Here is a 13,566-nt window from a genome sequence, read left to right as displayed (position 1 = left end):
CCAAAATAAACTTGCTTTGCAGCCATGTTGAAATTCCCTGGAGTAAAACGGATCTGAGATTACTGGATCACGGCGAGGACTTCTTCCTCGCGGATGACGAGGACTTCTTCGCCATCGACCTTGACGGACTGGCCGGCATACTTGCCGAACAGGACCTTGTCGCCGACCTTCAGGTCGACCGGGATCACTTTGCCGTCTTCAGTCTTCTTGCCTGGGCCAACGGCCAGGACTTCGCCCTGATCGGGCTTTTCAGCCGCACTTTCAGGAATGACGATACCCGAAGCGGTGGTGCGCTCGTTGTCCAGACGCTTGACGATCACGCGATCGTGCAAAGGACGCAGTGCCATGGAGGAACTCCTTGTGAACATTGTGAGAAATCCGGGGGTCTTGTTAGCACTCAACCCCAACGAGTGCTAATTATAAGGATGATTCTGCCAATTTCAAGGGGTATACCCGTGGAATTCCAGCAGGGATGATGCAAAATAGTTATTTTCAATCAATGATATTGAAACAATCAATTTTACTTATTACCCATCCTTTCCTACACTGGTGCCCGACGCCTTTCAAAGGCTTTCTTCAATTTTCAAAGGAGCACTGCATGTCTCTGATCAATACCACCATCAAGCCCTTCAAGGCGACGGCCTACCACAACGGCAAGTTTGTCGAAGTCAGCAATGAAACGGTGGCTGGCAAGTGGTCCGTCTTTGTCTTTTACCCTGCGGACTTCACCTTCGTCTGCCCGACCGAACTCGAAGATCTTGCTGATCATTACGCCGAGTTCCAGAAAATGGGGGTTGAAGTGTACTCGGTATCCACCGATACGCATTTTGCCCACAAGGCCTGGCACGACACCTCCGAGGCGATCAAGAAGGTCAACTACCCCATGATCGGTGATCCCACGCACGTACTGTCGCGCAACTTCGATGTGCTCATCGAGGACGAAGGCGTGGCCTTGCGCGGTACCTTCGTGGTGAACCCCGCGGGTGAAATCAAGGTGCTCGAGATCCACGACAACGGCATCGGCCGCGATGCCTCCGAACTGCTGCGCAAGGTCAAGGCAGCGCAGTACATCGCCGCGCACCCGGGCGAGGTCTGTCCGGCCAAGTGGGAAGAGGGCGCCAAGACGCTGACGCCTTCGCTGGACCTGGTCGGCAAGATCTGAGCGGCCGCCTCCGGGCGTATTGGCCCGGGGCGCCGGATGCCGGCGGGCTGCGTCACGAGCGAGCCCGTCGGCCATTGCCTGACTCAGGCACCCGCATCGGTCGGGTAGCCGTTGCGGTCGGGTAACGATTTTCTGATTCATTTCATATAGGGGATGACCATGCTGGATGCCAGTCTCAAAGGACAATTGGGCACCTATCTCGAGCGTGTCACGCAGGACCTCGAACTGCGTGCCGCACTGGGGGATGACGCCGCTTCGCGCGAGCTCGAAACCTTTCTCGGCGAGATTGCCGGGTTGTCGGAGCGCATCACGCTGGTGCATGCCGAGGCGCCCGATGGTCGTACGCCATCGTTCGAGATTGCCCGCGCAGGCACAAACGTCGGCGTGCGTTTTGCCGGCATTCCCCTGGGCCATGAGTTCACTTCACTGGTGCTGGCCCTGCTGCAGGTCGGCGGTCACCCGCCGCGGCTGGATGAGGCCGTGGTCGACCAGGTCCGCAGCCTGTCGGGCGACTATCACTTCGAAACCTTCTTTTCCCTGTCATGCCAGAATTGCCCGGACGTCGTGCAGGCGCTCAATGCCATGTCGGTCATCAATCCGCGCATCCGCCATGTGGCCATCGATGGGGCCCACTTCCAGGACGAAGTACAGGCGCGAGAAATCCTGTCCGTGCCGGCCGTTTTCCTGAACGGCAAATTGTTTCACCAGGGTCGCGCCGGGGTTGAAGAGCTGTTGGCGCTGCTCGATGCGGGCGACGATGAGGCCCGGGTCGAGGCGCTGAGCGCCCGTGAACCCTTCGACGTACTGGTGGTCGGTGGCGGCCCGGCGGGCGCGGCGGCAGCAGTGTATGCCGCGCGCAAGGGCATACGTACGGGGGTCGTGGCCGAGCGCTTCGGCGGTCAGGTCCTGGACACCATGGCCATCGAAAATTACATTTCCGTCCTCGAGACCGAAGGCCCCAGGTTCGGCGTTGCGCTCGAGCAGCACGTCAAGGCCTACGAGGTCGACATCATGAACCTGCAGCGGGCCAGCCGGCTGATACCGGGCCGGCTGATCCAGGTCGAACTGGCCAATGGCGCCGTGCTCAGGTCGCGCAGTGTGATCCTCTCGACGGGTGCCCGCTGGCGCCAGATCAACGTGCCCGGCGAGGCCGAGTACCGCAACCGGGGTGTGGCCTATTGCCCGCACTGTGATGGTCCGCTCTTCAAGGGCAAGCGTACCGCAGTGATTGGCGGTGGCAACTCGGGTGTCGAGGCGGCCATCGATCTGGCTGGCCTGGTCGGGCATGTCACCGTGATCGAGTTCGATGACCGGTTGCGGGCCGACGATGTATTGCAGCGCAAACTGCGCAGCCTGCCCAACGTCACCATCCTGACCTCCGCACAGACGACGGAAATTCACGGCGATGGCAAGCGCGTCACGCACTTGAGCTACAAGGACCGCCTCACCGGCACCGTGCACCAGATCGATCTCGAAGGGGTCTTCATCCAGATTGGCCTGGTGCCCAACACCGAGTGGCTCAAGGGCGTGGTGGATCTGTCTCCGCACGGCGAGATTCTGGTCGATGCGCGTGGGCAGACGTCCGTACCGGGCGTCTTTGCGGCAGGTGATGCCACGACGGTGCCCTACAAGCAGATCATCATCGCGGCGGGCGAAGGCGCCAAGGCGGCATTGGCGGCCTTCGATCACCTGATCCGCAGTTCGGTCGAGGCCAGCGAGGCGGCCTGAGCATGAGCACCCCCGTCCGGCGACGGGGGCGGGCGCTGTCCGGCCAGACCGGACCTGGGCTAAAATTCTGTCGTCATCGATTGCGGCGTTTCAGGGCCTTCATGTTCGAGTCATTGGGTGTACTGAATATCTGGACCTACGTTCTGGGTACGATATTCATCATCTTGCTGCCAGGGCCCAATTCATTGTTTGTGCTGGCCGTGGGCGCCGGTCGCGGTGTGCGCGCAGGCTATCAGGCGGTACTTGGCGTGTTCTTGGGCGATTGTGTCCTCATGACGCTCACCGCTGCGGGTGCGGCATCGGTGCTGAAGCTGCTGCCCATGCTGTTTCTGGGGCTGAAGGCGGCCGGCGCCGTGTATTTGCTGTGGCTGGGCCTGAACCTCTGGGTATCCGCCGTGCGGCCGGGCAGCACGCAGAAGCAGGTGCTCACCAGCCCGTCAGCCAGCCCCTTCAGGCGGGCGCTGCTGCTGAGCCTTCTCAATCCCAAGGCCATCCTGTTCCTGCTGTCGTTCTTCGTGCAGTTCGTGGATCCGTCCTATCCCCATCCGGTGCTGTCTTTTCTGATATTGGCCGCCATTCTGCAGGCCTGCAGCCTCATTTACCTGTCTGTCCTGATTTTTGGCGGTGCCCGCCTCGCCGGTGCGTTCCGTCGGCGACCCGGCATGGCCCGCATGGGCAGCGCATTGGTGGGTACGCTGTTCATCTGGTTTGCAGGGCGCATGGCGCTGGAGCCTTGATCAAGGGTTAACCCTTTTGGCGTACTGGCTGTCACTCAGTAGAATTGGCCATCCCCCGACTCGACCCTTTGCCCTGACGCCCCCGGATTGCCCATGCCGCCTCGTCTGGCCCTGAGCCACATCAGCAAGCGCTACCCCGCCGTTCTGGCCAACGATGCGGTGGATCTGTCCGTCGAGCCCGGCGAAATTCATGCCGTTCTGGGCGAAAATGGTGCCGGCAAGTCCACGCTGATGAAGATCATCTATGGCGTGGTGCGGCCGGACTCTGGCGAAATCTTCTGGGATGGCCAGTCGGTGCAGATCGATAACCCCGCTGCAGCACGGGCGCTGGGTCTGGGGATGGTCTTTCAGCATTTTTCCTTGTTCGATACGCTCACGGTGGTCGAGAATATCGCCCTGGGTCTGCCAGGGGGGACCCCGTTGTCCGTGCTGGCCGCGCAGATCACCGCAACGGCGCACCAGTACGGGCTCGAGGTCGAGCCCTTGCGGCACGTGCACACCCTGTCGGTGGGTGAACGGCAGCGCGTGGAGATCGTGCGTGCCCTGCTGGGCCGGCCGCGCCTGCTGATCCTCGACGAGCCCACCTCGGTGCTGACGCCCCAGGCGGTACAGCGCCTGTTCGACGTCCTGCGGCAATTGGCCACCGAGGGTTGCAGCATCCTGTACATCAGCCACAAACTCGACGAAATCCGGGCCTTGTGCCATCGCTGTACCGTATTGCGGGCAGGCCGGGTGACCGGGGTCTGCGACCCACGCGAAGAAACCGCAGCCAGCCTGTCGCGTCTGATGATCGGCGAAGATCTTCCCGTGCAGGTACGCCAGGGCCGCACCGCCGGGTCGTTGCGTCTGCAGGTGCAGGGGCTCGATCTCGAGCGTGCGCATCCGTTTGCAACCCGTCTCGATGGCGTCAGCTTCAGTCTGCATGAGGGCGAGATCCTGGGGGTTGCGGGGGTGTCGGGCAATGGCCAGCAAGAACTCATGGGGGTGCTGTCGGGCGAAGACAGGCGGGCCCGGGCCGAGAGCGTCCAACTCGACGGACAGGCCATGGGGCAGCAGCCGGTCGCCTGGCGGCGTGCCCATGGCATGGCATTCGTGCCTGAAGAACGCCTCGGGCGCGGTGCGGTGCCCGAACTCAGCCTGGCGCGCAATCTGCTCCTCACGCATCAGGGGGCGGCCACCGTACGCCGTGGCTGGATACGCGAGGCCGCCGTGCATCGTCTCACGGCCGAGATCATCCGGCGCTTCGGTGTCAAGGCACCGGGCCCGCACGCACAGGCCGGCAGCCTGTCGGGCGGCAATCTGCAAAAATACATCGTGGGCCGCGAAGTCATCGCCGCGCCGCGCATCCTGATCATCGCCCAGCCGACCTGGGGGGTGGATGTCGGTGCCGCAGCACGCATCCGCAATGAATTGCTGGCCTTGCGTGATGCCGGTTGTGCCTTGCTGCTCATTTCCGAAGAATTGGACGAACTCCTCGAACTCTCCGACCGCCTGGTGGTCATGGCCAAAGGACGCATGTCACCCGCTCTGGCGCGCAGCGAGGCCACGCGCGAACGGGTCGGCCAGTGGATGAGCGGCCTGTGGCCCGGCCCGGACGACCCGGCCGATGCAGCAGATACGGACTTGTCCGAGATCCGGCATGCTTGAACTGGTTCCGCGCGCCGAGCCCTCGCGGCGCATGATGTGGTTGTCGCCGGTGTTGGCGCTGGCTCTGACGGCCCTGTGTGGTGCCCTGATGTTCATCGGGGTGGGCAAGGCGCCGGTGCAGGGGCTGTACGTATTGTTTGTCGCACCATTGTCGAGTCTGCAGGGCTGGGCCGAAATCGGTGTCAAGATGGCGCCGCTGCTGTTGTGCGCGATCGGTCTGGCATTGTGTTTTCGTGCCAACGTGTTCAATATCGGTGCCGAAGGCCAGCTGGTGGTGGGCTCGATCGCGGCATCGGCCTTCGTTCTGGCCTTCGATGACGGACTGGGCGGTCAGGGCGGCTGGTACATGATCGCCCTGGCCATCCTCGCCGGGGCCTTGGGCGGGGCCTTTTGGGCCAGCATCGTGGCGTGGTTGCGGGATCGCTTCCATGCCAACGAAATCCTCGTTTCGCTGATGCTGGTGTATGTGGCCGAACTTCTGCTCAGCTACCTGGTGCACGGGGTGATGCGTGACCCGGATGGCTTCGGTTTTCCGCAGTCGCGCATGTTCGATGATGGTTTTCTTTTGCCCATACTGCCCGGTACACGCGTTCACGCGGGGATCATTCTTGCCCTGCTGGTGGCCTTGTGGGCCTGGTTGTTTCTGGCACGGCTGCTGGCCGGCTTTCGTCTTACAGTGGGTGGCCTTGCTCCGCTGGCGGCCCGTTATGCCGGGTTTTCTTCGCGTCGCGCGCTGTGGGGCTGCCTGCTCGGCTCAGGTGCCCTGGCAGGGGTGGCGGGTGCCTGTGAGGTCATGGGCCCGATCGGCCAACTGACACCCTCCGTCTCGCCAGGTTACGGCTTTGCCGCCATCATTGTGGCGTTCGTGGGCCGGTTGCATCCGGTGGGGGTCATTTTTGCCAGTTTCATCATGGCGCTGTTCTATATCGGCGGCGAACTCTCGCAGACCCGCCTGGGCATGCCCAGTGCGATCACCGGCATCTTCCAGGGGATTCTCCTGTTTTCCCTACTGGCCTGTGATGTGCTGATCCATCAACGCTTGCGCTGGAGACCCTGAGACCATGGATGCACTGGCTCCACTGATTGCAGCCGCACTGATGGCGGGCACGCCGCTGATGCTGGCGGCCCTGGGCTTGCTGGTCAATGAAAAGTCGGGCGTCATCAATCTGGGTTCCGAAGGCATGATGCTGGTGGCTGCAGCGCTGGGCTTTGCCGTTGCCGTGGAAAGCGGCAGCACGTGGGTGGGCTTCGCCGCGGGCGCGCTGGCCGGTGCAATCATGGCCGCAGGGTTTGCCTGGCTGGTGGTCTGGCTGAGCGCCAACCAGATTGCCTGTGGCCTGGCGCTGTCGATTTTCGGTGTCGGCGTCTCGGCGTCCATCGGTCTGCCTTATGTGGGCGCTACGCTCAAGGCGGCCTCATGGGCCATCCCTGGGCTGTCGGAAATCCCGTTTCTGGGCCGGGCACTGTTCCAGCAGCACCCCCTGGTCTACACAGCCATCGTCCTGGCCCTGGCGCTCAGCTGGTTTCTGTATCGGACGCGGGCAGGCCTGATCCTGCGCGCGGTGGGTGAGTCGCCCGAGTCGGCCCATGCCCTGGGCTATCCTGTGCGGCGCATCCGCCTGGCCGCCCTGTTGTTTGGCGGGGCGTGCTGCGGCCTGGCCGGGGCGTTCATGTCGCTCGTCTATACCCCCATGTGGGTCGAGAACATGGTGGCGGGGCGCGGCTGGATCGCATTGGCACTGACCCCGTTCGCCACCTGGCGACCCATGCGCGTTCTGGTGGGTGCCTATCTGTTTGGCGGCATCACCATACTGACGTTCCACATGCAGGCGCTGGGGGTGCCCATTGCCTCGCAGTTGTTGTCCATGCTGCCGTACCTGGCCACGATTCTCGTGCTGGTCCTCATTTCGCGCAATGTCGACTGGATCCGCATCAACATGCCCGCGTCCCTCGGGCGCGTGTTCATTCCCAACCGCTGATCATTTCACCACGGAGATCAAACTCATGAAATCCTCACGATTGCGTCTTGCTTTCGCGGCCGTTGCCACGGCAACTGCCTGCCTGTGGGCCGCTGGCCCCGTCATGGCCAAGGAACCCCTCAAGATCGGCTTTGTCTATGTGAGCCCGATCGGCGAGGCCGGCTGGACCTGGCAACAGGATCTGGGCCGCAAATACATGCTCGAACAGCTGGGCGATCAGGTGGTCACCCAGATCGTCGAAGATGTTCCCGAAGGGGCCGACGCCGAGCGCGTGATTCGCGATCTGGCTCAGCAGGGCAACCAGCTCATTTTCACCACCTCGTTTGGCTACATGAATCCGACCATCAAGGTGGCCCGCCAGTTCCCGGATGTCAAATTCGTGCACTCGACCGGCTACAAGACGGCACCCAATGTGGCGACGACGAATGCCCGTTTCTATCAGTCGCGCTACATGGCCGGTGTGCTGGCAGGGCACAAGACGGATACGAATGTGGTCGGCTACGTGGGTGCCTACCCGATCCCGGAGGTTCTGCAGGGGATCAACGCGTTCACCCAGGGGCTGCGCAGCGTCAAGCCAGACGCCGAAGTGCGTGTGATCATGGTCAACAGCTGGTTCGATCCGGGCAAAGAGCGCGATGCGGCCCTGGCCTTGCTGGATCAGGGTGCGGACATCGTGACCCACCACACAGACTCCACGGCCACGGTCCAGGCGGCCGAAGAGCGCGGCAAGCGTGCCATTGCCTATCATTCCGACATGCAGAAATTCGGCCCCAACGCGCAGCTGGGTGCAGTGACCCATCACTGGGGGCCGTATTTCACCCGCACCGCCCAGGCCGTGCTCGATGGCGCCTGGCAGCCAGACCAGGTGTGGGGCGGCTTCAAAGAGGGCATGGTCGATCTGGAAGGCTTTGGTGCCGACGTGGATGACGGTCTCAGGGCCAAGCTCAAGGCCATGGAAGAAGCCATCGCCAGCGGCCAGCTGAAAGTCTTTTCCGCGCCCATCAAGACCAACGATGGCCGGGTGATTCTTGCCGAGGGAGCCCTGGATGACGACGGGCTGAACTCGATGGACTACTACGTGGAAGGGGTGGTGGGCAAGCTGAACAAGGGCTAGCCTGCCTGGGCCTGGGGGCGCCGGATCGACCAGGTGCTGATGACCTGGGCCACCGGTTCTCCGCCGCCATCAGGTACCAGCAGAACCTCACCGGCCGTCATGCGGCCGGTTTTCAATATCCGGGCTTCGGCCACGATGCCGCCGGACGGTGCGCCCCGCAAGAAGTTGATCGTCAGGCTGGCCGTGACGGCCTCGACGGCACCCGTAGCGCCCATTATGGCCGCATACAGGGCCAGGTCCGCCAGCCCCATCAACATGGGGCCGGCCACGATCCCGCCCAGCCGCTGGTTGTCCGGGTTGGGCGGCAGCCGAAGACGAGCCCATCCATGGCCGATTTCCAGGATCTCCGGGCGCAATATCCGCGCAAATGGATGCAGGCGGTCGAGCAGTTCCTGGAAGGCCTCGGGTGTGACAAGGGGATCGGCTTGAGGTGCAGCCATGGCGCGGGATTCTTTGTTTGACATGACAGAAGGGTCTTTGATGGATATAGATCAAATCATGCTCAGGGGCCCCATAGTACACTGCACCAGCATTCGACAGAACGCGTCCGTTCGGTTGAATGAGCCGGTTGCAACGTCGTTTGCCGGTGACCTTTCTTCATTTGTCTCGAGGGTGAAATGAACAATGCATTCACGTCTGTCTGTGCGCTTTTTGTCGGCCTGGCCCTGTCAGGTGCAGCCGTCGCCCAGCATCATGCGTCCGGCGCCGCAGCGCAGCAGGCTGCCGGCCCACGCTCCAGCACGGTCACGGCCAGCGATTGCTGGATCCGGCAGATGCCGCCCCCCACTGCATCGGGCGGGTTCTTCGTGCTGCACAACGGTGGCACGCAAGACGCTGTTCTGACAGCCGCTCATTCGCCCGACTACGGTATGGTCATGCTGCACCAGACCACCCAGGAAGACGGCATCAGCAAGATGTCCATGGTCGAGCAGGTGGCGGTTACTGCGGGCGGTCAACTGGATTTCAAGCCGGGCAGCTATCACGTCATGCTCGAAGAGCCCCGTGCGGGCCTGCACATTGGTGATCATGCCGATCTTGATCTCATCCTCAAGGATGGCACCACCGTACGGGCCGTATGTGAACTGAAATCACCGAAATCGGCACCGCCGATGGCTGGCCACGCCCACTGAAAGGGCCAGCATCGGGGTCAGACGCTGGTTGCGCTTTGCAGTGCGGCCTGCTGGCCCTGTGCAGGCATCGTACCCGAGAGGTTGCCGAAGAAGCCGAGCAGTGCACGGTTGAAGGCACGCGGGTTGGCCAGATTCATGCCGTGCGCGGCCATGGCAATGCGCACGCGTGCCGCCCCCGGTATCAGCCGTTGCAGGCGGTCCAGGCGTTGCGGGTATTTTCTGGGGCTCAGTGCGCCGCCGATCAGCAGGACCGGCACGTTCAGCCCGGCCATTTCTGCATCCGTGATGGCCAGGCGCTGTTCCTGCACCTGAGAAAGCAGTGTCAACGCATTGTCTTCTGCCATTTGCTTGAACCACGGGACCATTTTGCGCCACGTGTCCGCGCCGTTCACGGTGTCCACGAAGTCGGCCAGCGCCGCCGCGGTGTCGCCGCGTTGCAGGGCCGCAGCAGTCTGGGTGTAGAAGGGCGGGACCTCGGGCTCGTCGGCGAACCTGAAACCAGGGTCGGCCAGCGTGAGGCTGCGGCACAGTTCTGGCGCCTGGCGTACCAGGGCCCAGGCGACCTCTGCCCCGCGGGAATGACCTACGACATGGGCCGGCCCACAGCCCAGGGTGTGCAGGAGCGCCTGCAGGTCGTCGGCATGCGCCATGACCCCATAGCCCGTTTGCGGGTGCAGCCCCGCCGCGGGCCAGCAGCCTCGCAAGCTCGGGGCAATGACAGTATGGCATGGCTGCAGGGCGGGGATCTGCCAGCGCCAGTAGCGATAATCGCACAGTGAACCGTGGATCAGCAGCACTGGATCCCCCGAGCCCGCCTGGAGATAGTGCAGGGGCCCTGCCGGCAGGGTGCAGGTCAGAGCCCCGGTACCGTCATCCATGCCGGGCTCGTGCTTCGAGTTCGCGACGGGTGCCATCAGAGCAGCTTGATGCGATTGCGGGCTGTTTCGGCGGCGGAACTGCCGGGGTAATCATCCAGGATGCGCTGCAGGCTGGCCCTGGCGCCTTTCATGTCGTTGAGCTCGATCTGGCTGATCGCAGCCACCAGAAGTGCATCGGGCGCGCGTGGATCATTTGGATGCTGCTGGACCAGCGTCGTCATGGACTTGACCGAATCTGCAAAGCGCTTCGAGGCATACTGACTGCTTCCAAGGTAGAACAATGCATCGCCCACCATGGGGCTGTCGGGATACGAGCCCACAAAGCTGGCAAAGCCGGAGGCGGCCTCGGCGTAGCGGCCGTTTCGGTAGAGATCTGCCGCTGCCTCATAGACGGCGCGTTGCTGGGGGTCCGCAGTGGCTGGTGCCCTGGGGCCGGAAGCCTGCTGTGCCGGGGCCGGGCGTCCGCTGATTTCTTCGATGCGGCCGCGCAATGATGCGATTTCCTGGTGCAGCTGGTCCATCTGGCTCGATAGCTGGATGCGCGCCTGCTGGCTTTGCTCGTTCATCTGCTTGATCTGCGCCCTGAGCTCGATGATGGCGCGGCGTGCTTCGTCGTCGGAAAATGCCTGGGCTGCCGGGCTGAGCAGGGACAGGACCAGTGCAAGCATGCCGGCTCGCACGCAGAGGGGTGAATGAACTGTACGCATGGCCACTCCAAAGAAAAACGCCGCAGCACGACTGCCGCGGCGCCAGTATTGCCCGAATGCGATCAACGGAGGTAGTTGAAGTCGGCACGACGGTTTTCGGCATAATCGGCTTCAGTGTTGCCCAGCGCCTTGGGGCGCTCTTTGCCGAAGCTGATGGCTTCAATCTGGTTCGCATTGACGCCCAGCAGTGTCATCATGCGTGCCACGGCATCCGAGCGACGCTGGCCCAAGGCCAGATTATATTCTGTACTGCCGCGAGCGTCTGTATTGCCTTCAACGCGTACGTTCTGCCCGGGGTGGCTGGACAGATAGCCCGAATGCATTTCAACCACGCCCCTGTACTGCTCGGGCACGGTGTAGCTGTCGAAATCGAAATACACCGATCGTTGCTGCGCGAGCGGGCTCTGGGGGTTGAACGGATCCATGACCTGCCCGGTGGACGCTGACGAATCCATGCCGCTGCCGGCACCGTTTTCGTCCAGCGGCACCGAACTGCAGGCGGCCAGTGCCCCTGCAATAGCGGCGATGGTCAGGGTCCGGATGATGCGCGAGCTCATTTGAAGTCCTTTTGAAAGAGTCACACGAAAAAATCAGTGGGTGAAGGGGCCCCAGGCAGGTTCGCTGACCTTGCCATTGAGCACCGAAAGTGTCTGATGGATGCGTCCATCGATCGACGTGACAGCCAATACACTACGCCCATTCTGTACGGCGCTGTACAGTGCCTGCATGCCGTTGGGCGCATAGCTCGGGGATTGATCGTCTGGCCCGTTTGTCAGAATTTGCTCGTTGCCCGAGAACAGGCCAAGCGTTGCGATCCTGAACGCGCCATCTCTACGGGTAACGTACAACAGTTGCTGCCCATCTGGCGAGACCTTGGGTGAGACATTGTAACTGCCCGAGAAGGTCAGGCGCTGCGCCTCGCCGCCGTCGGCAGCCACTTTGTATATCTGTGGACTGCCCCCCCGGTCACTGGTGAACACGAGGTACTGGCCATCCGGTGCATAGCCGGGTTCGGTGTCGATCAGGGGCGAGCGCATCAGGCGACGCAGATCCGTGCCGTCGGTGTTGATGGTGTAGATTTGCGAAATGCCATCTTTCGAGAGCACGATGGCCAGTTTCTGGCCGCTGGGCGACCAGGCCGGTGCGCTGTTGTTGCCCTTGAAGTTCGAAATGGGCTGGCGCTGACCCGTCGCCAGTGTCTGAACATAAATGACCGATTTGCCGGACTCGAAGCTGACATAGGCCAATTGTTTGCCGTCCGGGGACCAGGCTGGAGAAATGATGGCATGCTTGGAGCGCAGCATGACTTGCGGGTTCTGACCATCGGCATCCGCAATTTGTAACTCATAATTGTTGCCTGTTTGCAACACGTAGGCGATTCGTGTTGAAAAAACACCCCGGATGCCGGTGATTTTCTCGTAGATGCGGTCTGCGATCTGATGGGCGATACGGCGCATGTCCGATTCTGTGCCGTCAATCGAGGCCTGATCGATTTCCGCCTTGCGCACATTGTCGACCAGCCGGTAGTCGAACGTATAATGATCGCCGCTTTGCGATACCGAGCCATAGGCCAGATAGTCTGCACCGCGCGCTTGCCAGGCGGCATAGTCGATGGTGCTGCCCGCATCCAGCGACGCCCCCGATGTGCCGATCAGGCGAAACTGCCCGGACCGTGTCAGGTCTGCACGGATGACTTCGGGTACCAGGGCCGCATTTGCGGAGCCGGAAAAGTCTGCAATTGCAATTGGGTATTGAGTTGCGCCCACACCCGAAATGTCGACGCGCAACTGGGCTGCGGCAAGCCCCGGCAGCCCCGCCATCAGCAACAAGCCGATGGCCAGCCTTGCAGAATGCCGCCAGAAGCGTCTTGTGATCCCGTACATGGTCAGCGACCTCCTTAATCATACATCCGGTAATTTACGTCAATATACTTTGGATATTTGCCAGTGGGGGGTCTGGGAAACGGCGAGCATGCCTGGATGCCCTTCTGCACTGCCGCGTCGAAACGCGAATCCCCCGAAGATTGGGTCAGTTCAGCCTGTCGCACCTGTCCATTCTGTTCCAGGTCGACCCTGAACACGCTGGTCGGATTATGGCCACCGGCTTGTGGCGGTACGTTATAGATGACGCCTGGCTGCACGCATGCCCTGATTTTCGCAGCATAACCGTCGTTGCCGCCTCCACCACGCTGGTTGCGGTCCGCGTTGCCGCTGGGGATGCCGGCGGCCTGAAGTGCGTCGCTGCGCAAGGCGTCCAGGGCCGCACGCCGGGCTGCTGCGGCTTTTTCTGCGGCCGCTTTCTCGCGGGCAACCTTCTCTCTGGCCGCTTTCTCGGCAGCCGCCTTTTTCTCGGCAGCGGCTTTCTCGGCCGCAGCCTTCTCGGCCGCAGCCTTCTCGGCAGCCGCCTTTTTCTCGGCAGCGGCTTTCTCGGCAGCGGCTTTCTCGGCGGCGGCTTTCTCGGCGGCGGCTTTCTCGGCGGCGGCCT

15 protein-coding genes are annotated in these 13,566 nt (G+C 62.4%); 8 read left to right on the top strand and 7 right to left on the bottom strand.

Translation table 11 applies throughout. The features are described 5' to 3' along the window. Window positions 1-59 precede the first annotated feature (59 nt). On the bottom strand, window positions 60-347 hold the full coding sequence (locus WCY17_RS13975; protein ID WP_372702801.1) for a co-chaperone GroES: 288 nt from the start codon (window positions 345-347) through the stop codon (window positions 60-62). Window positions 348-598: 251 nt separating this feature from the next. On the opposite strand from WCY17_RS13975, the gene ahpC reads away from it, so the two are divergent. From ahpC to WCY17_RS13940, 7 genes are all read left to right on the top strand, one after another. Continuing rightward, window positions 599-1,162 carry an alkyl hydroperoxide reductase subunit C gene (gene ahpC / locus WCY17_RS13970; RefSeq protein WP_372702800.1) on the top strand — a complete coding sequence of 188 codons (564 nt, stop codon included), beginning with the start codon at window positions 599-601 and terminating at the stop codon, window positions 1,160-1,162. 159 nt (window positions 1,163-1,321) lie between these two features. Then, window positions 1,322-2,890, top strand: coding sequence for an alkyl hydroperoxide reductase subunit F (gene ahpF, locus WCY17_RS13965; RefSeq protein WP_372702799.1), 1,569 nt, complete (start codon window positions 1,322-1,324; stop codon window positions 2,888-2,890). Between the two features lie 101 nt (window positions 2,891-2,991). Beyond that, entirely contained in the window at window positions 2,992-3,627 is a 636-nt protein-coding gene (gene leuE, locus WCY17_RS13960) for a leucine efflux protein LeuE (RefSeq protein ID WP_372702798.1), read from the top strand. A gap of 93 nt (window positions 3,628-3,720) precedes the next feature. Then, a complete protein-coding gene (locus tag WCY17_RS13955) occupies window positions 3,721-5,274 on the top strand; it encodes an ABC transporter ATP-binding protein (RefSeq protein ID WP_372702797.1) in 1,554 nt (517 codons plus the stop codon). Next, window positions 5,267-6,331 (top strand): ABC transporter permease, encoded by a 1,065-nt coding sequence (locus WCY17_RS13950; protein ID WP_372702796.1) that lies wholly within the window; start codon window positions 5,267-5,269, stop codon window positions 6,329-6,331. The genes WCY17_RS13955 and WCY17_RS13950 overlap by 8 nt, the downstream gene beginning before the upstream one ends. 4 nt (window positions 6,332-6,335) lie before the next feature. After that, entirely contained in the window at window positions 6,336-7,253 is a 918-nt protein-coding gene (locus WCY17_RS13945; protein ID WP_372702795.1) for an ABC transporter permease, read from the top strand. 25 nt (window positions 7,254-7,278) lie between these two features. Next, window positions 7,279-8,367 carry a BMP family ABC transporter substrate-binding protein gene (locus WCY17_RS13940; RefSeq protein ID WP_372702794.1) on the top strand — a complete coding sequence of 363 codons (1,089 nt, stop codon included), beginning with the start codon at window positions 7,279-7,281 and terminating at the stop codon, window positions 8,365-8,367. Here WCY17_RS13940 and WCY17_RS13935 read toward each other — a convergent pair. Further along, window positions 8,364-8,831, bottom strand: coding sequence for a PaaI family thioesterase (locus tag WCY17_RS13935; RefSeq protein ID WP_372702793.1), 468 nt, complete (start codon window positions 8,829-8,831; stop codon window positions 8,364-8,366). The genes WCY17_RS13940 and WCY17_RS13935 overlap by 4 nt on opposite strands. A 153-nt stretch (window positions 8,832-8,984) precedes the next feature. Here WCY17_RS13935 and WCY17_RS13930 point away from each other — a divergent pair, with 153 nt between their 5' ends. Next, on the top strand, window positions 8,985-9,497 hold the full coding sequence (locus WCY17_RS13930) for a copper chaperone PCu(A)C (RefSeq protein WP_372702792.1): 513 nt from the start codon (window positions 8,985-8,987) through the stop codon (window positions 9,495-9,497). 17 nt (window positions 9,498-9,514) lie between these two features. On the opposite strand, the gene WCY17_RS13925 is transcribed toward WCY17_RS13930, so the two are convergent. The 5 genes from WCY17_RS13925 to tolA form a co-directional block, all read right to left on the bottom strand. After that, a complete protein-coding gene (locus WCY17_RS13925) occupies window positions 9,515-10,375 on the bottom strand; it encodes an alpha/beta fold hydrolase (protein ID WP_372702791.1) in 861 nt (286 codons plus the stop codon). Between the two features lie 35 nt (window positions 10,376-10,410). Continuing rightward, window positions 10,411-11,043 (bottom strand): tol-pal system protein YbgF, encoded by a 633-nt coding sequence (gene ybgF / locus WCY17_RS13920; RefSeq protein WP_372702790.1) that lies wholly within the window; start codon window positions 11,041-11,043, stop codon window positions 10,411-10,413. Window positions 11,044-11,144: 101 nt separating this feature from the next. Continuing rightward, entirely contained in the window at window positions 11,145-11,639 is a 495-nt protein-coding gene (pal, locus tag WCY17_RS13915; RefSeq protein WP_372702789.1) for a peptidoglycan-associated lipoprotein Pal, read from the bottom strand. Window positions 11,640-11,672: 33 nt separating this feature from the next. Next, the gene (gene tolB / locus WCY17_RS13910) at window positions 11,673-12,965 is read right to left on the bottom strand and encodes a Tol-Pal system beta propeller repeat protein TolB (RefSeq protein WP_372702788.1); all 1,293 of its coding nucleotides are present in this window, start codon (window positions 12,963-12,965) and stop codon (window positions 11,673-11,675) included. A 14-nt stretch (window positions 12,966-12,979) separates the two neighbouring features. Next, the coding region (tolA, locus tag WCY17_RS13905; RefSeq protein WP_372702787.1) for a cell envelope integrity protein TolA at window positions 12,980-13,566 on the bottom strand (587 nt) is incomplete at its 5' end.

Source organism: Castellaniella sp. (assembly GCF_041677825.1).
Taxonomy (GTDB): domain Bacteria; phylum Pseudomonadota; class Gammaproteobacteria; order Burkholderiales; family Burkholderiaceae_B; genus Castellaniella.
Note: the sequence above shows the minus strand (reverse complement) of the source record. Positions and strands in the feature narration are given on the sequence as shown.

What these genes read in the sequence shown, in the direction of transcription:
- WCY17_RS13975 (WP_372702801.1), bottom strand. Translation starts at nt 347, where the DNA reads ATGGCACTGCGTCCTTTGCACGATCGCGTGATCGTCAAGCGTCTGGAC.
- ahpC (WP_372702800.1), top strand. Translation starts at nt 599, where the DNA reads ATGTCTCTGATCAATACCACCATCAAGCCCTTCAAGGCGACGGCCTAC.
- ahpF (WP_372702799.1), top strand. Translation starts at nt 1,322, where the DNA reads ATGCTGGATGCCAGTCTCAAAGGACAATTGGGCACCTATCTCGAGCGT.
- leuE (WP_372702798.1), top strand. Translation starts at nt 2,992, where the DNA reads ATGTTCGAGTCATTGGGTGTACTGAATATCTGGACCTACGTTCTGGGT.
- WCY17_RS13955 (WP_372702797.1), top strand. Translation starts at nt 3,721, where the DNA reads ATGCCGCCTCGTCTGGCCCTGAGCCACATCAGCAAGCGCTACCCCGCC.
- WCY17_RS13950 (WP_372702796.1), top strand. Translation starts at nt 5,267, where the DNA reads ATGCTTGAACTGGTTCCGCGCGCCGAGCCCTCGCGGCGCATGATGTGG.
- WCY17_RS13945 (WP_372702795.1), top strand. Translation starts at nt 6,336, where the DNA reads ATGGATGCACTGGCTCCACTGATTGCAGCCGCACTGATGGCGGGCACG.
- WCY17_RS13940 (WP_372702794.1), top strand. Translation starts at nt 7,279, where the DNA reads ATGAAATCCTCACGATTGCGTCTTGCTTTCGCGGCCGTTGCCACGGCA.
- WCY17_RS13935 (WP_372702793.1), bottom strand. Translation starts at nt 8,831, where the DNA reads ATGTCAAACAAAGAATCCCGCGCCATGGCTGCACCTCAAGCCGATCCC.
- WCY17_RS13930 (WP_372702792.1), top strand. Translation starts at nt 8,985, where the DNA reads ATGAACAATGCATTCACGTCTGTCTGTGCGCTTTTTGTCGGCCTGGCC.
- WCY17_RS13925 (WP_372702791.1), bottom strand. Translation starts at nt 10,375, where the DNA reads ATGGATGACGGTACCGGGGCTCTGACCTGCACCCTGCCGGCAGGGCCC.
- ybgF (WP_372702790.1), bottom strand. Translation starts at nt 11,043, where the DNA reads ATGCTTGCACTGGTCCTGTCCCTGCTCAGCCCGGCAGCCCAGGCATTT.
- pal (WP_372702789.1), bottom strand. Translation starts at nt 11,639, where the DNA reads ATGAGCTCGCGCATCATCCGGACCCTGACCATCGCCGCTATTGCAGGG.
- tolB (WP_372702788.1), bottom strand. Translation starts at nt 12,965, where the DNA reads ATGTACGGGATCACAAGACGCTTCTGGCGGCATTCTGCAAGGCTGGCC.